A 23,402-nucleotide genomic window follows, 5' to 3' on the forward strand; every position below is an offset into this window, starting at 1 on the left:
CGCGACGGAAGCCCGCTCGGGTCCGCCCGGAGTCACCTCCAACCGTCATATCGACCGAAGCGGCCCGGAGGGCCGCGCAGCGGAGATATCTTTTCTCTACGGCGCGAGGCTCATGGCACCGTGCCGAAAGATTTCTCCGCTCCGCGCCTTCGGCGCTCCGGTCGAAATGACGGAGAGGGCGGCGCATTTCCTTCCGCACTATCCGCCCTATGCCAGCCCCATCTCGGCGAGGATCGGCGGCTTGACGTGGCTCCAGGGGCGCGCGGCCTCGAAGCAGGCCGAGGTGCGGAGCACCGTGGGATCGTCGAGATGCCGGCCGATGATCTGGAGGCCGACGGGCAGCCCGCCTTCGGTGAAGCCCGCCGGGATCGAGGCCGCCGGCTGGCCCGTCATGTTGATCGGGAAGGTAAAGGCCAGCCACTTGAACGGCTCGACGATCCGGTTGTCGATCTTCTCCGGCCCCTGCATGTGCACCGGGAAGGCCGGCACGGCGAGGGTCGGGGTCAGCAGGATGTCGTAATTCTCCATGAAGGCGGCCATCCTGTTGGTCACCGCCTTGCGGCCCATCACAGCGTCCGTCAGGTCTTCGGCAGTCCACGGCCGGGTGATGAAATCCACCAGATGCGGCGTCATCTCGTGGCCGTGCTCCTCGACCATCTTGCGCAGGCCGCGCAGGTCGGATTCGAGCGCGACCAGGCCCCAGAACGCCAGATAGGGATCCTCGAAGCCCGGATGGGCGACCTCGACGGTGCAGCCGAGGTCGCTCTCGAACGCCTGCGCGGCGGCATCGATGAGCGCGCGCACTTCCGGATCGACGGCGGCATAGCCCCAGTCCGGGCTGTAGGCCACCCGGAGGCCGGAAAGGTCGCCCTCGCAGGCATCCAGCCAGTCGAATTCCGGCCCTGGCAGCGTATGCCGGTCGCGGGCGTCCGGACCGGAGCCGATCACCGTCATCATCAGGGCGGCGTCGCGCACCGTGCGCGCCACCGGGCCGATATGCTCGATGGATTCCCAGGAGGAGACGCCGGGATACCGCTCGTCTTTGGTGCCCGGCCACAGCGGCACCCGGCCCATGGAAGCCTTAAGGCCGTAGGTTCCGGTCAGGCAGGAAGGGATGCGGATCGAGCCGCCGCCGTCCGACGCGATGGCGTAGGGCGTCATGCCCGTGATGGTCGAGACGACCGAGCCGGCCGAGGAACCGCCCGGTGTGAGATCCGTGTTCCACGGGTTGCGCGTCGTCTCGAACACCGGGTTGTGGCCGACGCCGGAATAGCCGAACTCCGGGACGTTGGTCTTGCCGAGAATGAGCGAGCCGGCGTCTTTCAGCCGCTCGACGACGACATCGTCGACGTCCGACACATAGTCCTTGTAGGCCATGGAGCCCGACACGGTCGGATAGTCCTTCATGACGACGAGATCCTTGATCCCGACCGGCACGCCGGCCAGCGGGCCGGCATCCTCGCCGCGCATGATCCTGTCCTCGACCGCCCTGGCCTGATCGCGCATCAGGTCCGGTGTCGGCGTGCAATAGGCGTGCAGCACCGGGTCGAGCGCCTCCATCCGCGCGATGGAGGCTTCTGCGATCTCGGTCGGGGAAATCGACTTGTCGCGCACATTCTGTGCGATCTCGAGCGCCGTCATCCGGCAGATGTCGTTGCCGCTGGTCATGCCTTGCTCCTTTTCAGGGGCTCCTCAAAGGGGCCCGAGATTGCGAATCGGGAACGCAACCGTAACTCGGGCATTGCGAAAGCGGAAGCACCGCCCCGGGGCCGCCGGCTCCGGGGCGGTTGCGCGCTGCAGCGATTATGCTCCCGCCTCGGCTTCCGCGCCGGTGCTTTCCTCGCCGAGGTCCGCACCCATGGCGGCCGGCGCCGCTTTGGCGAGGATCACGTAGACGACGAAGGACGAAACGAGGCCGGTAATGCCGAACAGGAAGGTCGGATACCGCTCGTTCACGATGTAGCCGAGCACCACGCCGACGATAATGGCGATCACCGCCGCCCAGTTGACCGAGGCCTTGCGTTCGACCGAGAAGCCCTTGTCGCCCCGGACGACGAAATAATCGGCGATGATCGTGCCGCCGATCGGCGGAACCAGCAGGCCGATGGTGAGCAGCCAGACCACGATGTCGCTGATGAAGCCCGTGGCCGCCGCGATCAGCCCGATGATCGACCCGAAAATGGCCGCCTTGCGCCAGTTGAAGCCCGGGATCGAGTTGGTGAAGCCCATCGCCGCGTTGTAGAGGCAGGCATCGCAGGTCGACCAGTTGCTCAGAATCGCGAGCACGACCAGCGGGATCAGCACGGCCAGGGACTTCTGGTCGAAGAAGTAGACCGTGCCGGGATCCGTGATCGTCGCCGAGATCAGCGCGCCGATGACCATGAACGGGGCGTTCGAGAACATGAAGGCGACCGCCGTGACGCCGACGGCCTGGTTACCCGTCCGCGAATAGCGCACGATGTCGCCGGTCATGGTGCCGGAGACCGCGAAGGTCGCCCAGGCCATGCCGACGCCGGTCCAGAAGGCGATCTTGCCGTTGCCCTCGCCTTCGAACAGCGAACCGCCCGCCGGGATCACCCGCGTGATGAGGTAGTAGGCCGCGAAAATAACCATCGCCGGAATCGCGACCTTGCGGACCAGCGCCATCTGGCGGATGCCGAAAATCACCGGGATGGCGTAGATGATGCCGGCGATCAGCGCGATGATGCCGACGACCACCGCGCCCTCAAGGCCGAAGGCGACCCGGAGGATGTCGGCGGTCAGCCATGCCTGGAAGGCGTACCAGCCCGTGACCAGCAGGGCCAGGACGATCACCGGAACCACGGCGCCCGCCCGCCCGAACACGTAGCGGACGGCCAACGGGAAATTGATCCCCCATTTGCCGCTCGGGTAGCCGATCAGCGCGGAATAGACGAAGAGGATGAAATTGCCGAGCAGGATGGCGAATATCGCATCGACTGTGCCCATCCCCTGCTGGATCTGGCCGCCGATGACGGCGCAGATGAAAGCGATGCCGAAACCGGACCAGACCCAGGCGGGTTCGGCAAATCCCAGCCTGTTGCCCAAGGGGACCGGTTTGGAGTGAAATTCCTCGTGAACGTCGTCTTGCGAGCCGAAGAAACCCGAACTCTCACCGCCGGAATCCTGTGCCATTTTCCATCCCCTTTTTGTGCCAGCACCGAAGCGTGCAGGATTTACCAGTGCAGTTGCACGCTACCATTATTGTGCATTGTGTGCAATCGGGGCCGCCATTTCCGGCCGGTTTCCGGGCCGGGCACCGCCGGGCGAACCGTTGCGATCCGGGCATTTCCGGCGCAACCATTTCTGTGGATAATTCCGGCGCCGGCGGGCCTTGGCGTCACCCCGGTTTCGCTTGCCGCGAACCTGCGATGGATCTATCCGGCGAAGCGGGCGCCGGCCTGCCCGACGGAAAAGACCGGTTTCCGAGGCCCGGCTTTCCGATAGACTGCGGCACCCGTTCGGCTCACCGGGAGGATTCCAATGGACGGCGCGATCCTTTCCTACGACGACCTGCGCAACGCGCCCGATCTCGACAGCCTGACGGCGCGGGCCGCCGAACGGGGCCTGACGCCCGGCTGGATCGACCGCGAAGCGCCGATCCTGTATCGTGAACCCCATACCGATTTCCTGCCGGCGCACTGGAAATACGCCGAGGCGCGGGCGGCGATGGACGGTGCGGCCCGGCTGATCGGAACCGATCTCGCCGAGCGGCGCAACCTGATCATGCGCAACCCGATCCCGGGTAACGACATCGCCACGGCGCGCACCCTGATCTGCGCCTACCAGACCATCCTGCCGGGCGAGCAGGCGGCCAGCCACCGCCACGCGCCGCATGCGCTCAGGGTGATTCTGGACAGCGACGGCGCCTGGTCCATCGTCGACGGCGAGAAGCACCCGATGCTGACCGGCGACATCGTGCTGACGCCGGGCGGCTGCTGGCACGGCCACGGCCATGACGGCACCGAACAGGCCTACTGGTTCGACGGGCTGGACGTGCCGCTCGTCCATCTGCTGGAGCCGATGTATGTCGAAGGCCATCCCGACGGCATGGAGCCGGTGAAACGGGTCGTCATCGAGTCGCCCTACCGTTTCCCGATGGAGCGCACGCTGCGCAAGCTGGACGCGGCGTCGCCCGATCCGGAGGGCCATTTCGGCCGGCGTATCCGCTACGAGACACCGCAGATGCCGACCATCGCCATCACCATGCACCGCATGGACAGCGGCTTCCGGGGCCGGCCCTACCGCTGCACCGCCAACAGCGCGTTCGTGGTCATGCAGGGCAGCGGGCGGACAGTCGTCGATGGCACGGCGATCGACTGGGCCTACGGCGACACCTTCGTCTCGCCGTCATGGAAGACGGTCGACCACGGCGCGGCCGAGGATGCCGTGCTGTTCCAGATGTCGGACGAGGAGCTGATGCGCTGGGCGCGCTACTGGCGCTTCGAGGCGATGGACTGACCGCGGTCGCCTGCCGAGTGGGGCCTACCGGCTACCCGCGGCGCATCCGCACGAACAGGCGGCCGTCGATGACCGCGAGGCCGAGAAAAATCAACGCCATGCCAACAAGGGCGGTGGCCGTTACCGCCTCGTCCAGGAACAGGGCGCCGGTAACGGTGGCGCCGATCGGCACCAGCAGGGTGACCAGCAGAAGATTGGTCGGGCCGGCCCGCGCGAGCAGCCGGAAGTAGAGAATATAGCCGAGCGAGGTGCCGAACACGGCGAGCGCAAGCAGCGCTGCCCACACGCCCCCGCTGACCGGATAGGTCCAGAACCGGTCGTTGATCGCTGCGAGCGGCAGCATGATCAGCGAAGCGCAGACGAGCTGCCCGGTCGAGAGCACCAGCGGCGGCACATGCCGGAACCGCCGCCCGTAGATCGCCGCCAGGGTGTAGCACAGGGCGGCGCCCAGCGTGAGAAGCTGCCCGGTCAGGCCGAGGGTGAAGCCGCCGAGCACTTCCGGCCCGACCAGGACGACCAGGCCCGCCAGCCCGATCAGAACCCCGGCGACCCGCCCGACGGTCAGCCGCTCGCCGCCCAGCAGGTGCGAGAGCACCGCGCTCATCATCGGCGTGGTGCCGATCAGGAGCGCCGTCATGCCGGTGGTAATCCATTGCTGACCGCCGACGATCAGGGAGAAGGGCAACACATTGTTGAGCAGCGCAATCAGCATGAAGCCCGCCCACAGCCGCGGCGCGACGGGGAGACGCTGGCCCACGGCGTAAAGCAGGACCACCAGTGGAATCGCAGCGAGCCCGACCCGCGCCAGGACGACCGAAAAGACCGGCAGTTCCGAAAGGCCGATTTTCTGGAACAGATAGGAGAGGCCCCACAGGCCGGACAGGCTGAGCAGCAGGCCCCAATCGCCCGCATCCATGCGGTGCGCCGCCTGCGGCGGTACGACGTCCTGTTTTGTCGCTTCGACGGAATCGGTCATGTCGGCCCCTCGTTTCCGGGATGCCGTTTAGCGGCGTCGGCGCCGCTGTGCTATCCGGAAACCGGATAAAACGGTTATATCGCCTCCGCTGTGGCGCCGAACGGCCGCAAAGACCGTTGCCCTGCGCCCGGCTTTCGGCTTTGCTCGGCACGGCCGGCCGAATTTCCCCGGCGCGATACGACCCCGCCGTGCCCGCCGTGCCCCGCCGTGCAGAGTCTGCAAAACCAAGAGGACCGCCCCCTTGCCCGTTACCCTGCGTCAGCTCCGCTATTTTCAGGCGCTGGTCGAACACGGTTCGTTCAGCCGGGCGGCCGAGAGCGTTTTCGTTTCGCAGCCCGCGTTGTCCCTGCAGATCCGCGAACTGGAAGGCGCGCTCGGCGGCCCGCTGGTGGAACGGGAGAGCCGCGGCGTTCTGCTTACCCGGCTCGGCAAGGAGGTCCATGAGCAGACGCTGAGGGTCCTGGACGAGACACTGCTGCTCGAGACCATGGGGAAACAGTATGAACAGGGGACGCTCAGGATCGCGCTCGGGATCGTCTCCTCGCTCGCGCCGTATCTCCTTCCGGGCTTGATGGAACGGCTGAATGCAGCGTCGCCCAGGGTCGAACCGGACGTGCTGGAGGCGACGGGACAGGATCTCGTTTCCGCTCTTCTTGCAGGCCGGCTCGACGCGGCGATCGTCTCGCTGCCGCTGGGAATGATGGAACTTCCCGAACGGGACCTGTTCGAGGACCGCTTCATCATCGCGGGCCGGGCCGAACGGCTCGACGCCCTGCGCGCACAGGGATTCGTACCGAATCCGGAGGATATGTCGCGCGCGGACATCGGCCCGCTCCTCACCCTGGCGGACGGCCATTGCATGGCCGATCAGGTTCTCGGCGCCTGTTCCATGTGGCGCCAGCAGGAGGTTCGCCGCGGCGCCGAATCCCTCGCCACGCTTTCGCGCCTCGTAGCGGCCGGTTCCGGACTCACGCTTTTGCCCGAAACTGCCGCGCTATGCGAAGGCGCGGCAACGCCCGGCCTCAGTTTTCTGCGTTTCGCTTCGCCGGAACCGTCGCGGCGGATCGGCCTCGCCCACCGCCTTGCGGCTCACGGCCAACACTGGATCGACCTGCTCGCGGGCGCCACCGCCGGCGCGGGAGAAGAACTTACGAAGAAGGCGCGCCAGGCGATCGGCTGACGTTGCCGCCGAGCGCCGCCGCGACCGCGACCGGCAACGGCAAACAGCCGCGTTGCGCCGAACGGGAGACCGGGACATGGCCGACGATACGAACGGCATAAACGCGCGCGTTCGCTACGAGCCGGACGAAAAACCGCCGGTATCGCTGTCCGTCGGCCTCGGCGCCCAGCTCGCCCTGCTCACCCTCGCCGGCGTCGTGCTGACGCCGGTGATCGTGATCCGGGCGGCCGGCGGCGCGGCGGAGTTCCTGTCGTGGGCCGTCTTCGCCGCCGTCATCGTCAGTGGCGTGACGACCGTATTGCAGGCCGTCCGGCTGGGCCGAATCGGCGCCGGCTACGTCCTGCTGATGGGGACCTCGGGCGCTTTCATCTCGGTCTGCATTACGGCGATCGCCCAGGGCGGGCCCGCCATGCTTGCGACCCTGGTCGTGATCTCTTCCCTGTTCCAGTTCGCGCTCGCGTCGCGCCTGTCCCTGTTCCGGCGCATTTTCACGCCGACCGTCGCCGGGACCGTGATCATGCTGATTCCGGTCACCGTCATGCCGATCATCTTCAAGATGCTGGGCGACGTGCCGGAGGGCGCGCCGGCCGCCGCCGCGCCCTTGTGCGCTCTCGCCGCTGTCGCCGTCATCGTCGGGATCGCCCTGAAGGCGAAAGGTGCGCTGCGGCTGTGGGCGCCGGTGATCGGCATCGCGGTCGCATGCGGCGTCGCCGGTTATTTCGGCATCTACGATGCGGCGCGGGTTGCCGACGCGGCCTGGATCGGGCTTCCCGCCGGCGCCTGGCCGGGCTTCGATCTCGAATTCGGCCCGGTCTTCTGGTCGCTGCTGCCGGCCTTTGTGTTCGTCACCCTGGTCGGCGCGCTGGAGACGATCGGCGATTCCGTCGGCATCCAGCATGTCTCGTGGCGCACGCCCCGGGCGGCGGACTTTCGCGCCGTACAGGGCGCGGTCACGGCCGACGGCGTCGGCAACCTGCTGTCCGGGCTGGCCGGCACGGTCCCCAACACGACCTATTCGACCAGCATTGCGGTCACCGAACTCACGGGGGTCGGCGCGCGCTCGGTCGGCATGGCGGCCGGCGCGATCTTCATCGTCCTCGCCTTCTCTCCAAAGGCGCTCGCCGTCGTCCTGGCGATCCCGAACCCCGTCGCCGCGGCCTATGTCACCGTTCTTCTGGCGATGCTATTCGTCCTCGGGATGAAGATCGTCGTCCAGGACGGTCTCGACTATCGCAAGGGCATGATTGCGGGCGTGTCCTTCTGGGCCGGCGTCGGCTTCCAGAACGGCGTGATCTTCCCGGAAATCTTTGCGGAAATCGCCGGCGGCATCCTGCAGAACGGCATGACGGCGGGCGGCCTGGTCGCCCTTCTCCTCACCCTGTTCGTGGAGATCGCCAAGCCGCGACCGAAGCGGATCGAGCTGCCGTTCGCGGCGTCCGGCCTGCCCGATCTGCGCAAATTCCTCGCCGACTTCGCCGCGCGCAGCGGCTGGGACGACAGGATGGTCGACCGGCTCGACACGGCGGGGGAGGAAACGGTGCTCACGCTGCTGGAACGGGAGGAAGGACGGGCGGATGAGACGCCCCGGCGCCTGTTCCTCGTTGCCCACAGGGAGGAAGGGGAGGCCGTGCTCGAATTCCTCGCCGGGACGGGCGACGACAACCTGCAGGACCGGATCGCGCTGCTCGGCGAACAGGCTGCCGGACCGCCGGCGGAGCAGGAATTCTCGCTACGCCTGCTGCGCCACGTCGCGTCGTCGGTCCATCACCAGCAGTATCACGATACCGACATCCTGACCGTGCGGGTCAGGGCGCCGGTTTAAGGCCCGCTTTCCGGTAATCCGACCGCCCGGCCCGGAGGAGACGAAACCGGCAAGTGCCGGAGGACGAAGCTGCACGCAGGACGACGATGAAACTGGAACTCATCAAGGCCGTCGTCATCCTTCCGGGCACGGTGCTCGTATTCGTTCCGGGCGCGATATTGTGGCTATTGGCCGGAACGCCGGGCGCTATTGCGCTGGCGGGACCCGAACAGCCCCGGTTCTGGATCGCCGTCATTCTGGCGGTCGGCGGCTTTGCCTTTGCGGTGTGGACCACGAGGCTGTTCGCGACCGCCGGCAAAGGGACGCCTGCGCCCTGGGCCCCGCCGACGAAACTCGTCGTTCGCGGCCCCTACCGCCATTGCCGAAACCCGATGATTTCGAGCGCGCTGGTCATGCTCGGCGCCGAAGCGCTGTTCTTCGGCTCGTGGTACCTGGCCGGTTGGATGGCGCTGTTTTTCGTCGCCCTCACAATCGCTTTCGTGAAATTCGAAGAGCCGGAACTGGAACGGCGCTTCGGCGACGACTATCGGCGCTACAAGGCCAACGTGCCGCGCTGGATACCCAGTCTGCGGCCGTGGGACGGTTCCTGACCGGCCGCGGGGCGGCCGGCGCCGCTCAGTCCACGATGTGGTAGACCGGCGCCTTCTCCATCTCCCACGAGTCGCTGTCGCGGTCGTAGCGGGAGAGCGTGAAGCAGTGCCAGTTGTCATCGTCCAGCTTGGGATGGTCGGCACGGTAATAATAGCCCGGCCAGCGGGTCTCCTCGCGGAACATCGTGTGCTGGGTCACGCTCTCCGAGGCCAGCACCCGGTGGTGCAGTTCCCAGGCGCGCTGAAGCTGGTGCAGATCTTCGGCGCCGATATGGTTCATATCTTCCTTCAGCATCCCGAGCAGTTCGATGCCGCGGTCGAGCAGCGGCGTGTTGGTCGTATAGTGGGCGCTGATGCCGCCGACATACTCGTCCATGATCTTTTCGAGGCGCTGGAGCCCGTGGATCGGCAGCAGATAGCTCGGCGAGACCGTGCCGGCGACGATCTCGTTCCGGCCGACCGAATAGTTCTCCATCGGCTGGAACACCGTCTTTTCGAGCGCCCGGTATTCCTTCTCGTCGACCTGCGGCCCGTCGCTGCCCAGATCGTTGACGTAGTTGACGGCCGCCTTGCCCGCGATCCGCCCCTCGGTGAAAGAGCCTGACGAGAATTTGTGGGCCGTGCCGCCGATCGTGTCGCCGGCGCCGAACAGCCCGTCGACCGTCATCATCCGGTTGTAGCCCCACTGGTACTCGTCGGGCGCATAGTCCTCCGGCCCGCTCGCCCACGCGCCGGAGCAGGTCGCGTGGGAGCCCATGACATAGGGCTCGGACGTCGTCAGTTCCGGGTTGATGTGCTTCGGGTCGATATTCTGCGACGCCCAGACGACGGCCTGACCGATCGTCATGCCGAGGAAGTTCTCCCAGCCCACCGTCTCCTTGTGCGGGTCCTGGAAGGCCTCCTTGGTCACCATGCGGATCGGGCCGCGGCCGGCCTTGACCTCTTCGAGCAGGGCGTGGTTGCGCAGGCAGGTCGGTACCGGGTGCCGATCGACATAGTCGCCGACCAGTTGCTTGGTGTGCTCGTACCAAGTCGATTCGTATTCCTCGCCGTAGGCATTCTGTGTGTAGGTCTTGAGGTGCAGAAAATAGGCGCCGACCGGGCCGTAGCCGTCCTTGAAGCGAGTCAGGACAATGCGGTTCTCCATCTGGGTCATCTTGGCGCCGACCAGGATCGGCAGGGCGTAGGCCGATGCGCTGCTCCACGGCGCGTACCAGGTCCGCCCCATGCCTTCGCCGACCGCGCGCGGCTTGAAGATATGCGAGGCGCCGCCCGCAGACACGATCACCGCCTTGGCCTTGAAGACGTAGAAATCGCCGGTGCGTACGTTGAAGCCGACGGCGCCGGCGACGCGGTTCGGATTCGTCTTGTCGGTCAGGAGGTGGGTCACCATGATCCGGTTGTAGACCTCGGTCGCGGCCTTGCGGGCCGCCTCCGCGACGATCGGCTTGTAGCTCTCGCCGTGGATCATGATCTGCCACTTGCCTTCCCGCAGATAGCGCCCGGTTTCCGGGTCTTTCATGATCGGGAGGCCCCATTCCTCGAACTTGTGCACCGTGCCGTCGACATGGCGGGCGATGTCGTAGCCGAGGTCCTCGCGCACCAGGCCCATCAGGTCGTTGCGGGCGTAGCGGACATGGTCCTCCGGCTGGTTCTCGTCCCACTGCATGCCCATGTAGCAGTTGATGGCGTAGAGACCCTGGGCGACCGCGCCGCTGCGTTCGATGTTGGCCTTCTCGACGCACACGACCTTCAGGTCGCGGCCCCAGTAGCGGGACTCGTAGACGGCGCCGCAGCCGGCCATGCCGCCGCCGATGACGAGAACGTCGGAATCGACGAAAACGGTCTTTCTGCGCGAGAACAGGCCCACTAGACCACTCCCTCTTTGAGCTGCTCCGGCGTGAGCGCCGGCAGGCCGCCCTCGATGTTCAGGGCGTCCGGCTCATGCGCCAACTCCTGGTTCCTGTATTCGTCGGCGCCGGGCGCGGCGTAGTCGGAGGGCGACTGGATCGTGCCCCAGTCCGTCGTCCGGATCGGCGAGACGAAATTCTTCTCGTTGCCGTCGCGGAACTTGATCTTCCACGAGATCGTGCCCTTTTCCTCCTCGCGCAGGGCCCGGACGCTGTGGCCGAGCGGGGCGAAATCGGCGTAGCCGCGGCAGTCGATTGCATTCTGCGGGCAAGCCTTCACGCAGGAATAGCATTCCCAGCACATGTTGGGCTCGATGTTGTAGGCCCGTCGATAGGTCGTATCGATGTGCATGATATCGGACGGGCAGATATCGACGCAGTGTCCGCAGCCGTCGCAACTTGTCATGTAGACGAATGTCGGCATGGGTTTTCGCTATCTCCCTTGGTGAAGACCGGTCGCGGACGGCTTCAGTAGTGGTTGGGCTGTCGGCGGGCGCTGCCGAATGTCACCGGCCGGTCGGCCGGCGCCGGCAGGTTGCGGCGGGTCCCGTTCGCTTCGGCCACGCGCTTCTGGAGCGCCGCCGCCGGCTTGAAGAACATGTGCGAGAATTTGGACCAGGGAACCGATCCGAACAGCACGGTCGTCGCGATCAGGTACAGCGCCAGGAACAGCCAGGTCCACCAGGTGCCGCCCGGCTGAACGAAGGACCAGATCAGGCCGAAGGTCGTGCTGGCGAGCAGCGAAAGGATGAACAGGTCGGCCCGGATAATCCGGAACGGCGAATGGCCTTCTGCGGAAACGTCCGCCCGGATGAAGAACCAGAACCAGTAGCCGCCCACGCAGACCATCAGGGCGCCGACCGTCCAGATAACCGGCAGGGCCGCGGGCGTCGACGCGGACGTGTCCGCATAGCCGAACACCATGATCGCCGTCGTGACCGCGTAGGCCAGGAAGCCATACATCGTGAGAAGGTGCGCCACCCGGCGCCGTGCGTTGCAGAACTCGGACGAGGTCAGCACTTCCGAAGCCAGGGTCTGGGCGGCGAGCGAGACCACCTCCCCGCTGCCGACGGTATCGGCGCCCTTGCTCTGGGCGTTACGCCAGTCACGGAAGAAATATGTGGCGCTCTGCTTGTGCAGAATATCGAACAGCGTGCCGGCCGCGACAAACAGGATCATCACGATCACATAGATCTGCATGACAACCGGCGACACGTCCGCCGACAGGGCGGCGAAAGGATTTTCGATGGCCATCAAGTCCCCCCTGAACTGCCGGGCCGTTGGAAACGATTACATTCCGGTATCTTCCGAGGCAAGGATGCGGCATCATATTCAAACATTTGAATTTAACAAGCGCGATTCGGGAGGCGCGCAGGCTGCCGCAACCAAGCGTCGTAAAGCCCACAAAGCGGTTGAAGGCAACGCTTTTTCCGTGAAATGAGAAAACGCCGCAAGACCCCGTCCGACAACCGCCCTGAAGCGTCGTGCAGCAGACATTCCGTCCCGCCCGCCGGCGCCGCCGGTTCTCTGGAGACAACCGCATGTCGAACCTGATCGCCCCGCACGGCGCCCCGCGCCTCACCCCCCTGTATGTCGCGGATGCGGATGAACGCGCGCGGATTGCGCAAGAGGCGGAATCGTTGCCCTCGATCACGGTGTCGTCGGCGGCGGCCAGCAACGCGGTGATGCTGGGCGGCGGCTATTTCACCCCGCTCGCCGGCTTTATGGATAAGGCCGACGCGCTCTCGGTCGGGCGTGCGATGCGCACCGCCGGCGGCCTGTTCTGGCCGACGCCGGTTCTCAACCTGGTTCATGACGCCAGCGCCGTGGAAGCCGGCGCGCGGATTGCGCTCAGGGATCCCAACGTCGAGGGCGCGCCGGTGCTCGCCATCCAGGAGGTGACGGGCGTCGAGACCTTTTCCGGGGCGGAGTTCGACGGGCTGACGGCGCAGGTCTACGGCACGACCGACCCGGACCATCCCGGCGTCGCCGATTTCCGGGCGCAGGGCCGCGTGGCGCTTTCCGGACCGGTCCGGGTGCTGAATTTCAGCTACTTCGAGACGGACTTTGCCGAAACGTTTCGCACCGCCGTGTCCATCCGGAACGAAATTTCGCAGCGCGGCTGGCGCCGGGTCGTCGCCTTTCAAACCCGCAATCCCATGCACCGCGCCCATGAGGAACTGTGCCGGATCGCGATGGAGCGGCTCCATGCCGACGGCGTCGTCATCCACATGCTGCTCGGCAAGCTGAAGCCGGGCGACATTCCGGCGCCGGTGCGCGACGCGACCATCCGCAAGATGGTCGATCTGTATTTCCCGCCGAACACGGCGATGATTACAGGCTACGGCTTCGACATGCTCTATGCCGGCCCGCGCGAAGCGGTGCTCCACGCCATCTTCCGGCAGAACATGGGCGCGTCGCACTTTATCGTCGGCCGCGACCATGCCGGAGTCGGAGACTATTACGAGCCCTTCGAGGCCCAGGAAATCTTCGACGATATCCCCGACGGCGCGTTGCAGATCGAGTTGTTCAAGGCCGACCACACCGCCTGGTCGAAGAAGCTGAACAAGGTGGTGATGATGCGCGAGGCGCCGGGCCATACGAAAGAGGATTTCATTCTGTTGTCCGGCACGGCGGTGCGCGAGATGCTGGGCAAGGGCATCGCCCCGCCGCCGGAATTCTCCCGGCCGGAAGTCGCGCAAATCCTGATCGATTACTATCGCGGGCGCAGCTGAACGGCTGCGGCCGCCCGGTCCGCCGGTCAATCGGCGCGGCCGGCGCGGCCGCGGACGGGGATGAGCAGGCTCACGGCGAAAATCGCGCTGGCGACGAGCACGATGGCCGGCCCGCCGGGTATATCCCATTCCAGCGCACCGAACAGGCCCGCAACGATAGAGACGATCCCGATCACCGTGGACGCCACGGCCATCTGCTCGGGCGTCGTCGCCATGCGCCTGGCGGCGGCGGCCGGAACGATCACGAGCGCCACCACGAGCAGCATGCCGACGATTTTCATGCCCACGGCGATCACCGCTGCGAGCAGGAACAGCAGCAGAAGGCGGACCCTTTCTACCGGCACGCCTTCCACGGCCGCGAGGTCCCGGTTCACGGTGATGGAAAGGAGGTTGCGCCATTGCCAGGCCAGGGCGGCGATGACGATGACGGCGGTCGCGAAGATCAGCCACAGGTCGAAGACGCCGACGGCGAGAATATCGCCGAACAGGTAGCCGATCAGATCGACCCGCAACCGTTCCATGAAGGCGACGACGACGAGCCCCCCGGCAAACACGGCATGGGCCAGCACGCCGAGCAGGGCGTCGACGGAAATATATTGCTGGCGCTCGAGCAGAAGCAGGCAGAGCGCCAGCATCAGGCAAATCGCGAAGACGGCAAGGATCGGTGCGATGTCGAGCAGGAAACCGAGCGCGACCCCCAGCAGCACGGCATGGGCGAGCGCGGTGCCGAAATAGGCCAGGTTCCGCCAGACCACGAAGCAGCCGACCGGGCCGGCGGCGATCGCCGCCCCGATGCCGCCGGCGAGGGCGCGCAGGAAAAAATCCTCTAGCACGGGCGCCGGTCGGTGCGGTCGGAATCCTGCGCTTCGCCGGAACCCGCAGTCACCGGTTCGCCGAGGGCGTCGTGGCGGTGATCGTGCATATGCTGGTAGACGGCGAGCGTGTCGGCCAGTTGCGAACCGAACAGCGCAATGAATTCCGGGTGGCGAACGACGGACTGGGGTTGGCCGCTGCAACACACATGCCGGTTGAGGCATACGACGGTATCCGTGTCCGACATGACAAGATGCAGATCGTGAGAGACCAGAATCACCGCGCACCCGTAACGGTCCCGGATGGTCGCGATCAGCTTGTAAAGGTCGCTCTGGCTGGTGACGTCGACACCCGCCAACGGCTCGTCGAGCACCAGCAGGCCGGGTTCGCGCAGCAGCGCGCGCGCAAGCAACACGCGTTGAAGCTCTCCACCCGAAATTTCGGCCAGTGGGAAATCGACGATCGCATCGGCGCCGACCTCGTCGAGCGCAGCCGCGAGTCTGTCGGGCGTCGCCGGCCCGCCGAGTGTCAGGAAACGCCGCACCGTCATCGGCAGGATCTGATCGCGGTGCAGGTGCTGGGGCGAATAGCCGATTCGCAGGCCGGGCGCGCGCCTGACTTCTCCGGAATCCGGCTTTACGATGCCCAGAATGACGCGGACCAGGGTCGATTTGCCCGCACCGTTGAGCCCGACGAGAGTCATGATCTCTCCGGGGCGCACGGCGACGTCGACATTGTCGAGAACGTTCAGCCGGCCGAAACGGACGCAGACCCCCCGGGCCTCGACCAGAGGCGCGGCCTGTGCAGGATCGCTCGAAGACGGCCGGGGCATGGCGACTCGATACAGGCTCGCAACAGCCGAGGCAAGGACCGGCGGGGCGGAACCGGGCCGCCGCGAACCCGCCGGCATCCCGAACGGTCCGGCCTTGCCGCCGGCGGCGCCGGGAACCCGCGGGCAATGACAGGCTAGAGATCGGTATATTTTGCAGCGCTGCCCCAGGCCTTGTCGGCCGGGTATTTCGCCTCGTTGGCCGCGATCTTGTCAGCCGCGGCCGAGGGCAGGTCGATGCCGGTCCGCTCCGCGATCAGCAACAGATAGACCAGAACGTCGGCGCACTCCTCGGCCAGCCGGGCGCGCATCGCACCGCCCTCGGCTTCCCGTTCGAAACCGGCTTCCGATTTCCACTGGGTCAGTTCGAGCAGTTCGCCCGCTTCGAGGTTGAGCGAGACGATCAGATCCTTCAGCGAATGGAACTGGCGCCAGTCGCGCGCATCGCGAAAGGCGATGAGCCGGCGGGTCAGGTCTTCAAGCGACGGCGGTTCGCGATCCATGGTTCCGGCCCTTCTTCGATCCGCAGCGATCTGACGCACTGCCCCGGCACGGCGGGTGCTGCTAGCCCGTTAGCCGGCCAGCCCCGTGAGGCGGCCGCTCCCCTGAACGATGCAGCCCATGCGGATCGTCCATATCTCCGACACGCACATTGCCCGCGACCGGCCCGAACGCGCGGCCGGCCTCGAGGCCTGCGTAGCCTGGATCGACAGCCTGGAGCAGCCGCCCGACGCCGTCGTCCATACCGGCGATATTGCCCATAACGGGCGCATCGAGGAATACCGCACCGCACGGGCGCTGCTCGACCGGCTGTCGGCGCCGTATTTCGTCCTGCCCGGCAACCGCGACGACCGGCGGAATCTGGCCCGGGCATTCGCCAACGGGCGGCATATACGCGAAGACATGCCCTTCGTGCAGTATGCGGTCGAGGATTTTGCGGTGCGGCTGATCGTTGCCGACTCGCTCAACGAAGGCGTCAGCAAGGGCCGGCTGTGCCCGGAGAGGCTTGCCCATATCCGCGCGATGCTGGAGACCGATACGGCGCGGCCGGCCTGCCTGTTTCTCCATCATCCGCCCTTCGAGGTCGCGGTCGGGCCTTATCCGCGCCATTTCGAGCCGTGGGCCGACGCCGGAGCGCTGACCGCCGAACTGCGGCGTCATCGCCATGTCCGCGGCATCTTCTGCGGCCATGTCCATCGGGCGTTCGACACGGCGGTTGCCGGCGTCAGGGCGAGCGTGGTGTCCTGCCTTGCCGACGACCTGCGCTGGGACCGGCCGGAGCGCGCGAAACGGGGCCTCCCGGTGCTCGGCGTGCACGAGATCGCTGCCGACGTGCCGGCGGCGGCATAGCGGCGATAACGGGAAAATACACAAGCCCGGCCTCAGGTTCGGGCGGAGGGAATGTAGGAGAGGATTTCAAACCCTCCCCTACAAATTCCGGGTAACTCCGAATTCGGCGTGTCGAACTCCGGCCTATCGCGCGACGATCGGCATTTCGAGCGACGGCGTCTCGAACAGGGCGAAGAAGGCGTCGATCCCGCCCGTATCCCCGGTTGCGGCGATGTCGCCGGCCGCCACGCCGTCTGGAAAACGCGCGCCGCCGGTCACGGTCGACTCCAGGAAGGCCCGGCTGAAGCGCAAGCGGATATCGGCATTCTCCGGCGGAGCGGCGTGGAACTGGCAGACGCCGCGGCGGACCTGCAGCGCGCAGGCTTCGTCCGTGTCCGTCGTCTCGAAGGCGACCGTCATGTGCGTGTCCAGCGCCGCTTCCGCCCGCAGGCGGACGGTCATCGTTTCGAGCATCCGCGCCATCGGGAAGGCGCGCACGGTGTCCGGGTGGCCGAAGGGCAGGCCGCGCGGCGGCTTGAGTTTGCCCTCCAGTTCCAGCGCGGCGGTCAGGGCCCAGTTGCGCCAGTTGGTGTTCGCCTGGGCCAGTCCCCACCGGCGCAGGGCGTCGGCGCGCAGGCTGCGGGCCTCCGTATCGCCGGTGTCGGCCGCGACCAGCCAGCCGGTCAGTTCGGCGCACCACTGGGCGTCGCCCTTTTCCAGAGCGGCGCCGGCCTCCCGAAGCAAGGCGTCCCGGCCGCCCATCAGGCCGACATAGCGCGCCGCCCGGTCCTGCCGCGGCGGCGGATCGAGCTTCGCGGGGTCGCCGTCGAACCAGCCGACATAGCCGGCATAGATGGCCGGCGCCGAGTGTTTGTAGCTGCCGTAGAACTCGCCCAGCCACTCATGCTCCGCCAGGTGCGGCGGCATGGCGACACGGTCGGCCAGTTCGTCCGGCGTCGCGCCCCTGTTGATCCAGCGCACGGTCTGGTCGTGGAGATGCTGGATGGCGTCGCGATAGGCCGTGAGGACGCCGGAGACCGCGTCGGCACCGGACACCGGCCGGCCGTGATGCGGGATAAGCGTTTCGGGTTGCAGGCCGCGCAGCCGGTCGATGGCGCGGACCCAGACCATCGGGTTGCGGAAGCCCGTGCCGCGCAGGGCGTAGATGTTGGGGAAAGTCTCGCCCTGGATGACGTCGGCCGACAGGAGAACGCGGTCGTCCCCGCTCCAGACGACGACCTGGTCGTCGGTTTCGCTCGGCAGATGGATCAGGGTCAGGCACACACCCGCGATTTCTATTGTCTCCTGCCCGGCGAAGGTGCGGGTCGGCGCGATGAAGCTGCGCCGGCCCGGAATGTTGGGCGGGCCGAGGCCGGTCCCGACATTGCCGCTCTCGTCGCGCGGCAGCTGGAAGCCGAAGGTATACATCGCCCGGCGCGCCAGCACCGGCGCGAGCAGGCCGCTGTCGCGCGCCAGGTGGTCGGTCAGTTCGTCGAGCGCAATGATCTCGACGGCGCCCGAGCGGACCTCTTCTTCGGAAACGAAGGCCTTCACGCCGCTGATATGGTCCGGGTGGACATGGGTGTAGACCACGGCGCGGATCGGCTTGTCCGTGATCTGCCGGAATCGTTCGGCGACCGGCTCGGCAAACTCCACCGTCGGCAGCGTATCGACGAGCACGCAGCCGTCCTCGCCCTCGACGAGCGTACAGTTGGACGGGCTGAACCCGTAGGCGACGTGATATCGGCCGGCGACGGTGCGGATCGACGGTTCGAACTTCCTGTTCTGGCGGGCGAGACTGGGGTGCACGGTCATGCGCTGGTCCGTTTCCTGCATATGCTGCTGGCAGCCCTGTAAAGCCGTGTTCCGGCCGGGACTGTCAATCAGACCTTTCCGGCGCTCGCAATCGCCGCGACGTTGAGCAGCCCGCGCACGGTGGCGTTCGGCGTTACGATATGGGCCGCGCCGCCATAGCCGAGCAGGATCGGGCCGATCGGCTGGGCGTTGCCCAGTGCGGACAGCGCATGGATCGCCGCGTTGGCCGCATCCATGCCCGGAAACACCAGGATATTGGCCCGGTCGGTGAGCCGCGCGCAGGGCAGGAAGCGGTCGCGCGCCGCCTTGTCGAAGGCCAGATTGAGCTGCATCTCGCCCTCGAACTCGAAATCCGCCCCGGTCTCCGTGAGGATTTCGGTGGCGCGCCGCATCCGGGCCGCGCTCGGGCTGGAATGGGCGCCGAAATTGGCGTGGCTGATCAGCGCGACCCGCGGCGTCAGCCCGAAGGCGCGCACCTGCGCCGCCGCGGCACGGCAGATCCCGGCGATTTCCTCCGCATCCGGCTCGTAGTTCACATAGCCGTCGGCGATGAAGACGGTGCCGGTATCCATGATCAGCGGCACCAGGGCCGAGACGGTCTCCGCCCCGGTTCCCAATATCCGGTCGATCCATTGCAGGTGGGTCGCATAATGGCCGCTGGTGCCGCAGATCAGGCAGGCCGCGCCGCCCTCGCGGACATGCATCGCCGCGGCCAGCGTATCGCTGGTCCGGAACAGCTTGCGGGCAGCTTCCGGGCCGATGCCGTCGCGGGCGCGCAGGCTGTGGAGTTTCGCGCCATAGTCCTCGACCAGCGCCTCGTCGTCGTGGTCGAACACCTCGAAGTCCCGCCCGGGCGCGATGCGCAGGCCCATTTCGGCACAAAGCGCGGCGATCCGGTCCGGCCGCCCGGTGGCGATGGGGACGGCGATGCCCTCGTCGAGAATGTTCCGGATCGCCCGCAGCACCCGCCGGTCTTCCCCCTCGGCGAAGATCACCTTGCGCGGCGCGGCCCGGGCGCTGTCGAAGATCGGCCGCATCAGGAAACCGGTGCGGTAGACGAAGCTCGAAAGCCGTGCGCGGTAGGCGTCGAGGTCGGCCAGCGGCCGCGCCGCCACGCCGCTCTCCATCGCCGCCGCGGCGACGGCCGGCGCGATGGCGCCGAGCAGCCGCGGATCGAACGGCCGGGGCAGCAGGTAGTCGCGGCCGAACCGCAGCCGCTGGTCGCCATAGGCGCGGGCGACCTCGTCGGTGATGCCGGCGCGCGCGAGTTCCGCCAGAGCCGAGACGCAGGCGAGCTCCATCTCCCGGTTGATGGCCGTCGCGCCGACATCGAGCGCGCCACGGAAGATGAACGGAAAGCACAGGACGTTGTTGACCTGGTTCGGATAGTCGGTCCGGCCGGTGCAGACGATGGCGTCGGGCCGCGCGTCGCGAACATGTTCCGGCATGATCTCGGGCACCGGGTTGGCCAGCGCCATGACCAACGGATCGGGCCCCATGCGGCGGACCTGGTCAGCGCTCAGCACCTTCGGCCCGGAGAGGCCGAGGAAAATCTCGGCGCCGTCAATCGCGTCGTCCAGCGTGCGGGCGTCGGCGTCCTGGGCAAAGGCCGCCTTGTGCGGTTCCGCATCGCGTCCCGTGTGGACCAGCCCGTCGACATCGACCAGCCAGACATTCTCGCGCTTGAGGCCGAGGTCGAGCAGCAGGTTCAGGCAGGCGATGCCGGCCGCGCCGCCGCCGGTCGAGACCAGCTTGACCCGTCCCAGGTCCTTGCCCAGCAGATGCATCGCGTTGACGACGGCGGCGCCGACCACGATGGCGGTGCCGTGCTGGTCGTCGTGGAAGACGGGAATGTTCATCTCCGCCTTCAGCCGGTTCTCGACCAGGAAGCAGTCCGGCGCCTTGATGTCTTCGAGGTTGATGGCGCCGAACGCCGGCTCGAGCCGCCGGATCGTATCGGCGAGCGCATCCGGGTCGCTCTCGTCGATCTCGATGTCGAACACGTCGATATCGGCGAATTTCTTGAACAGGACGGCCTTGCCTTCCATGACCGGCTTCGCCGCCAGCGCGCCGATATTGCCGAGGCCGAGCACGGCCGAGCCGTTGGTCACGACCGCGACCAGATTGGCCCGCGCCGTGTAGCGCGCCGCGTCGCCCGGCCGTTCGGCAATCGCGCTGCTGGCCTCGGCGACGCCGGGCGAATAGGCGAGCGCCAGATCGCGCTGGTTGGCCAGCGGCTTGGTCGGGCGGATCGCCAGTTTTCCCGGCCGCCCGGCCTCGTGATAGCGCAACGCGTCCCGGTCCATGTGCTGCCCTCTTCAAACCGGCGGAATGTGATCTAACGCAGTCAGGGACCGTATCACCGAAGGTGGCGGTCGTCCGGCGGGTTTTGCCGAAGCTTATTCGCCCGGATCGTATACGTCGTCGCAGACTTTGTCGCCGGCCAGGCACCTCCTGCGCATGTCGACAAGCCACCGGATTGCGGGGATGCCCCATTTCCTTTCCAATGCGATCAGGAAGCCGGACCTGTGCCAGTCGATAATCGCCGCCGAGAGCATCCTGCCGAGGCGGCCGTCAAGGTCTTCCTTTCGCACGGCAGCGCCCCACGGAACATTGTCGACGATCGGCGTCGCGATCTCGAAATCGGTCCATTTTTTCGGCGAATTCACCTTGCGCGCGATGAAAGCGCTGTCGCTGTAGAGCCAGCCGGCGCAACGCCTCTCCAGCAGGGCCTTCTCGACTTCGGCAACCCGTTTGAAGGCGATCACTTCGGCGCCGTTCTTGAGGCCGTGGTCCCTGTTGTACCAGGCCCCCTGAATGCCGCAGACCTTCCTGCCCTTCAGCGAAGCCCAGCCGTCGATGCCGGAATGCCTGTGCGCGAGAACGGCGACGCCCGACGAATAGTAGCCGGGCTGGACGATGCCGACGATCTTGCGCCGCTCCGGCTTGTTGGACATCGTTGCAACGAACATGTCCGTCTTGCCCTGCACCAGGAACTGCATCCGGTTCGACGCGACCACGACGACTTTTTCGACAGCGATGGGCTTGCCCGCCGCCTTGCTCAGGCGCCGGGCGAAATCCGCAATCATGTCGTGTTCCATGCCGACCATTTTTCCGGCGGCGTCGCGCATGCCCCACGGCGGAAAATCGGCCTTGACGCCGGCAACGATCTTGCCGCGCGCAACGATGTCGTCGAGCGTGTCCGCCCGGGCCGGAAGTTCCGGTACGCCGAAAAGCGCGGCGGCCACCGCGCCGCCCGTCATCAGCTTCCTGATCATCGAAGACCTCCCCTGGGCAGGATGTTACAGGCTGTCTCGCCGGACTGCCCGCCGACGTCCGGCCTTCGGGCAGGATGCCGGCAGATAGCCCCCCGGAATCGCGCGCCGCGGCCGATCGGATACCACATTTTGAAAATTTGTCTTGAAAATCGCAACATGTTGTAATCGTTCGGTGGCGGCGTATTATTCCATCACATATTTGCGACCGGGGCGCTCCGGGGATTGAACATGGACGGCATGGCGAACACATCCGGCAACCTGCTCGACCGTTCTTTCGACGGCAGCCGACAATCCCGCGCGACGGATCCCCGCCCCATGACCCACGTTTTCCATCGCTCGCCCTCGGGCGCCATGCCGACGGTGTCCCACGGCGAAGGCGTCTACATCTACGATACCGACGGCCGGGAATATCTCGACGGTTGCGGCGGGGCGGCGGTGTCCTGCCTCGGCCACTCGGACGGCCGGGTGAAGCGGGCGATTACCGAACAGCTGGAGCGGATTCCCTTCGCCCACACCGGCTATTTCACCAACTGCCCCGTCGAACGGCTGGCGGAAAAGCTGGCCGACCGCGCGCCCGGAGACCTCGACAAAGTGTTTTTCGTCAGCGGCGGCTCGGAAGCCATCGAATCGGCGCTCAAGATGGCGCGCCAGTATTTCGTCGAACGCGGCGAGACCGGGCGCACCAGGTTCATCACAAGGCGCCAGAGCTTCCACGGCAATACGCTGGGCGCGCTCGCCGCCGGCGGCAACCGCTGGCGCCGTGCCCAGTTCGAGCCGCTGCTGATCGAGACCCACCGCATCGAGCCCTGCTACGAATATCGCGGGCGCCGGCTCGAGGAGACGCCGGAGGTCTACGGGCTGCGGGTCGCCGACGAACTGGAGAAGAAGATCCTCGAACTCGGGCCGGATACCGTCGCCGCCTTCATCGCCGAGACCGTGATGGGCGCGACGGCGGGCGCCGTGCCGCCGACGCCCGGCTATTTCAGGCGCATCCGCGAAATCTGCGACCGCTACGGCATCCTGCTGATCCTCGACGAGGTCATGTGCGGCATGGGGCGGACCGGCACCATGTTCTCCTGCGAGCAGGACGAAGTCGTGCCCGACCTGCTGACCCTCGCCAAAGGGCTGGGCGCCGGCTACCAGCCGATCGGCGCCGTGATGGCGGCCGACCGGGTGTTCCGGGCCATCGCCGATGGCAGCGGCTTCTTCCAGCACAGCCATACCTATATGGGCCATCCGGTGGCCTGCGCCGCGGGCAACGCCGTGATCGACGCCATCGAGGAGGACGATCTGCTGGCCAACGTCCGCACGCGCGGCGACGACCTGCAGGCGGGCCTGCGCATGACACTGGGCCAGCATCCGCATGTCGGCGACATCCGCGGACGGGGCCTGCTGGTCGGCGTCGAGATCGTCCGGGACCGCGGCACCAAGGAGCCGTTCGAGCCGGAACGCAAGCTGCCGGCGAAAATCAAGGCGGCGGCGCTGGACGAAGGGTTGATGGTCTATCCGATGGGCGGCACGATCGACGGCCTGTCGGGCGCCCATGTCCTGCTCGCGCCGCCCTACACTATCGACGCCGGCCATGTCGAAGCGATCGTCGACCGGCTGGGCACGGCGCTCGATACGGCGCTCGCTGCGTAGCCCGC

20 protein-coding genes are annotated in these 23,402 nt (G+C 66.8%); 8 read left to right on the forward strand and 12 right to left on the reverse strand.

Annotation, left to right across the window (positions count from 1 at the left end; genetic code table 11):
• Window positions 1–207: 207 nt before the first annotated feature.
• Entirely contained in the window at window positions 208–1,668 is a 1,461-nt protein-coding gene (locus OXM58_08625) for an amidase family protein (protein MDE0148424.1), read from the reverse strand.
• 135 nt (window positions 1,669–1,803) lie between these two features.
• Window positions 1,804–3,153 carry a cytosine permease gene (locus tag OXM58_08630; GenBank protein MDE0148425.1) on the reverse strand — a complete coding sequence of 450 codons (1,350 nt, stop codon included), beginning with the start codon at window positions 3,151–3,153 and terminating at the stop codon, window positions 1,804–1,806.
• A gap of 348 nt (window positions 3,154–3,501) precedes the next feature.
• On the opposite strand from OXM58_08630, the gene OXM58_08635 reads away from it, so the two are divergent.
• Window positions 3,502–4,479 carry a cupin domain-containing protein gene (locus OXM58_08635; protein ID MDE0148426.1) on the forward strand — a complete coding sequence of 326 codons (978 nt, stop codon included), beginning with the start codon at window positions 3,502–3,504 and terminating at the stop codon, window positions 4,477–4,479.
• A gap of 31 nt (window positions 4,480–4,510) precedes the next feature.
• Here the strand turns inward: OXM58_08635 and OXM58_08640 are convergent, their stop codons facing one another.
• Window positions 4,511–5,455 carry a DMT family transporter gene (locus tag OXM58_08640; GenBank protein MDE0148427.1) on the reverse strand — a complete coding sequence of 315 codons (945 nt, stop codon included), beginning with the start codon at window positions 5,453–5,455 and terminating at the stop codon, window positions 4,511–4,513.
• Between the two features lie 241 nt (window positions 5,456–5,696).
• Between OXM58_08640 and OXM58_08645 the strand changes: the two genes are divergently transcribed.
• The 3 genes from OXM58_08645 (at window position 5,697) to OXM58_08655 (ending at window position 9,047) form a co-directional block, all read left to right on the forward strand.
• Window positions 5,697–6,635, forward strand: coding sequence for a LysR substrate-binding domain-containing protein (locus OXM58_08645; GenBank protein ID MDE0148428.1), 939 nt, complete (start codon window positions 5,697–5,699; stop codon window positions 6,633–6,635).
• A 76-nt stretch (window positions 6,636–6,711) separates the two neighbouring features.
• The gene (locus tag OXM58_08650) at window positions 6,712–8,457 is read left to right on the forward strand and encodes a hypothetical protein (GenBank protein ID MDE0148429.1); all 1,746 of its coding nucleotides are present in this window, start codon (window positions 6,712–6,714) and stop codon (window positions 8,455–8,457) included.
• A gap of 86 nt (window positions 8,458–8,543) precedes the next feature.
• Window positions 8,544–9,047: an isoprenylcysteine carboxylmethyltransferase family protein gene (locus OXM58_08655; protein MDE0148430.1), complete on the forward strand. Its 504-nt coding sequence runs from the start codon at window positions 8,544–8,546 to the stop codon at window positions 9,045–9,047.
• 25 nt (window positions 9,048–9,072) lie between these two features.
• On the opposite strand, the gene aprA is transcribed toward OXM58_08655, so the two are convergent.
• The 3 genes from aprA to OXM58_08670 are packed head-to-tail and all read right to left on the reverse strand — an operon-like array spanning window position 9,073 to window position 12,211.
• Window positions 9,073–10,917: an adenylyl-sulfate reductase subunit alpha gene (aprA, locus tag OXM58_08660; GenBank protein ID MDE0148431.1), complete on the reverse strand. Its 1,845-nt coding sequence runs from the start codon at window positions 10,915–10,917 to the stop codon at window positions 9,073–9,075.
• Window positions 10,917–11,381, reverse strand: a complete 465-nt coding sequence (aprB, locus tag OXM58_08665) for an adenylyl-sulfate reductase subunit beta (protein MDE0148432.1) — start codon at window positions 11,379–11,381, stop codon at window positions 10,917–10,919. Before aprB ends, aprA begins: the two co-directional genes overlap by 1 nt.
• 44 nt (window positions 11,382–11,425) lie before the next feature.
• Window positions 11,426–12,211 carry a hypothetical protein gene (locus OXM58_08670; GenBank protein ID MDE0148433.1) on the reverse strand — a complete coding sequence of 262 codons (786 nt, stop codon included), beginning with the start codon at window positions 12,209–12,211 and terminating at the stop codon, window positions 11,426–11,428.
• Between OXM58_08670 and OXM58_08675 the strand changes: the two genes are divergently transcribed.
• Both OXM58_08675 and sat read left to right on the forward strand, forming a co-directional pair.
• Window positions 12,204–12,398: a hypothetical protein gene (locus OXM58_08675; GenBank protein ID MDE0148434.1), complete on the forward strand. Its 195-nt coding sequence runs from the start codon at window positions 12,204–12,206 to the stop codon at window positions 12,396–12,398. The genes OXM58_08670 and OXM58_08675 overlap by 8 nt on opposite strands.
• Before the next feature lie 100 nt (window positions 12,399–12,498).
• Window positions 12,499–13,692, forward strand: coding sequence for a sulfate adenylyltransferase (sat, locus tag OXM58_08680; protein MDE0148435.1), 1,194 nt, complete (start codon window positions 12,499–12,501; stop codon window positions 13,690–13,692).
• 26 nt (window positions 13,693–13,718) lie between these two features.
• Here sat and OXM58_08685 read toward each other — a convergent pair whose 3' ends face one another.
• The 3 genes from OXM58_08685 to OXM58_08695 all read right to left on the reverse strand — a co-directional run bounded on the left by OXM58_08685 (window position 13,719) and on the right by OXM58_08695 (window position 15,837).
• A complete protein-coding gene (locus tag OXM58_08685) occupies window positions 13,719–14,525 on the reverse strand; it encodes a metal ABC transporter permease (protein ID MDE0148436.1) in 807 nt (268 codons plus the stop codon).
• Entirely contained in the window at window positions 14,519–15,337 is an 819-nt protein-coding gene (gene znuC, locus OXM58_08690; GenBank protein MDE0148437.1) for a zinc ABC transporter ATP-binding protein ZnuC, read from the reverse strand. Before znuC ends, OXM58_08685 begins: the two co-directional genes overlap by 7 nt.
• A gap of 134 nt (window positions 15,338–15,471) precedes the next feature.
• Window positions 15,472–15,837, reverse strand: a complete 366-nt coding sequence (locus OXM58_08695; GenBank protein MDE0148438.1) for a nucleotide pyrophosphohydrolase — start codon at window positions 15,835–15,837, stop codon at window positions 15,472–15,474.
• 118 nt (window positions 15,838–15,955) lie between these two features.
• On the opposite strand from OXM58_08695, the gene OXM58_08700 reads away from it, so the two are divergent.
• Entirely contained in the window at window positions 15,956–16,684 is a 729-nt protein-coding gene (locus tag OXM58_08700) for a metallophosphoesterase (protein MDE0148439.1), read from the forward strand.
• 123 nt (window positions 16,685–16,807) lie between these two features.
• On the opposite strand, the gene OXM58_08705 is transcribed toward OXM58_08700, so the two are convergent.
• From OXM58_08705 to OXM58_08715, 3 genes are all read right to left on the reverse strand, one after another.
• On the reverse strand, window positions 16,808–18,478 hold the full coding sequence (locus tag OXM58_08705) for an MBL fold metallo-hydrolase (protein ID MDE0148440.1): 1,671 nt from the start codon (window positions 18,476–18,478) through the stop codon (window positions 16,808–16,810).
• Between the two features lie 68 nt (window positions 18,479–18,546).
• Window positions 18,547–20,784, reverse strand: a complete 2,238-nt coding sequence (locus OXM58_08710) for an NADP-dependent malic enzyme (protein MDE0148441.1) — start codon at window positions 20,782–20,784, stop codon at window positions 18,547–18,549.
• Window positions 20,785–20,877: 93 nt separating this feature from the next.
• Entirely contained in the window at window positions 20,878–21,756 is an 879-nt protein-coding gene (locus tag OXM58_08715; protein ID MDE0148442.1) for a transporter substrate-binding domain-containing protein, read from the reverse strand.
• 315 nt (window positions 21,757–22,071) lie between these two features.
• Between OXM58_08715 and OXM58_08720 the strand changes: the two genes are divergently transcribed.
• Entirely contained in the window at window positions 22,072–23,397 is a 1,326-nt protein-coding gene (locus OXM58_08720) for an aspartate aminotransferase family protein (GenBank protein ID MDE0148443.1), read from the forward strand.
• The last annotated feature ends 5 nt before the right edge of the window (window positions 23,398–23,402 follow it).

This window comes from Rhodospirillaceae bacterium (genome assembly GCA_028819475.1).
Taxonomy (GTDB): domain Bacteria; phylum Pseudomonadota; class Alphaproteobacteria; order Bin65; family Bin65; genus Bin65.

What these genes read in the sequence shown, in the direction of transcription:
- OXM58_08625 (MDE0148424.1), bottom strand. Translation starts at nt 1,668, where the DNA reads ATGACCAGCGGCAACGACATCTGCCGGATGACGGCGCTCGAGATCGCA.
- OXM58_08630 (MDE0148425.1), bottom strand. Translation starts at nt 3,153, where the DNA reads ATGGCACAGGATTCCGGCGGTGAGAGTTCGGGTTTCTTCGGCTCGCAA.
- OXM58_08635 (MDE0148426.1), top strand. Translation starts at nt 3,502, where the DNA reads ATGGACGGCGCGATCCTTTCCTACGACGACCTGCGCAACGCGCCCGAT.
- OXM58_08640 (MDE0148427.1), bottom strand. Translation starts at nt 5,455, where the DNA reads ATGACCGATTCCGTCGAAGCGACAAAACAGGACGTCGTACCGCCGCAG.
- OXM58_08650 (MDE0148429.1), top strand. Translation starts at nt 6,712, where the DNA reads ATGGCCGACGATACGAACGGCATAAACGCGCGCGTTCGCTACGAGCCG.
- OXM58_08655 (MDE0148430.1), top strand. Translation starts at nt 8,544, where the DNA reads ATGAAACTGGAACTCATCAAGGCCGTCGTCATCCTTCCGGGCACGGTG.
- aprB (MDE0148432.1), bottom strand. Translation starts at nt 11,381, where the DNA reads ATGCCGACATTCGTCTACATGACAAGTTGCGACGGCTGCGGACACTGC.
- OXM58_08675 (MDE0148434.1), top strand. Translation starts at nt 12,204, where the DNA reads ATGGCCATCAAGTCCCCCCTGAACTGCCGGGCCGTTGGAAACGATTAC.
- OXM58_08670 (MDE0148433.1), bottom strand. Translation starts at nt 12,211, where the DNA reads ATGGCCATCGAAAATCCTTTCGCCGCCCTGTCGGCGGACGTGTCGCCG.
- sat (MDE0148435.1), top strand. Translation starts at nt 12,499, where the DNA reads ATGTCGAACCTGATCGCCCCGCACGGCGCCCCGCGCCTCACCCCCCTG.
- znuC (MDE0148437.1), bottom strand. Translation starts at nt 15,337, where the DNA reads ATGCCCCGGCCGTCTTCGAGCGATCCTGCACAGGCCGCGCCTCTGGTC.
- OXM58_08695 (MDE0148438.1), bottom strand. Translation starts at nt 15,837, where the DNA reads ATGGATCGCGAACCGCCGTCGCTTGAAGACCTGACCCGCCGGCTCATC.
- OXM58_08700 (MDE0148439.1), top strand. Translation starts at nt 15,956, where the DNA reads ATGCGGATCGTCCATATCTCCGACACGCACATTGCCCGCGACCGGCCC.
- OXM58_08705 (MDE0148440.1), bottom strand. Translation starts at nt 18,478, where the DNA reads ATGACCGTGCACCCCAGTCTCGCCCGCCAGAACAGGAAGTTCGAACCG.
- OXM58_08710 (MDE0148441.1), bottom strand. Translation starts at nt 20,784, where the DNA reads ATGGACCGGGACGCGTTGCGCTATCACGAGGCCGGGCGGCCGGGAAAA.
- OXM58_08715 (MDE0148442.1), bottom strand. Translation starts at nt 21,756, where the DNA reads ATGATCAGGAAGCTGATGACGGGCGGCGCGGTGGCCGCCGCGCTTTTC.
- OXM58_08720 (MDE0148443.1), top strand. Translation starts at nt 22,072, where the DNA reads ATGACCCACGTTTTCCATCGCTCGCCCTCGGGCGCCATGCCGACGGTG.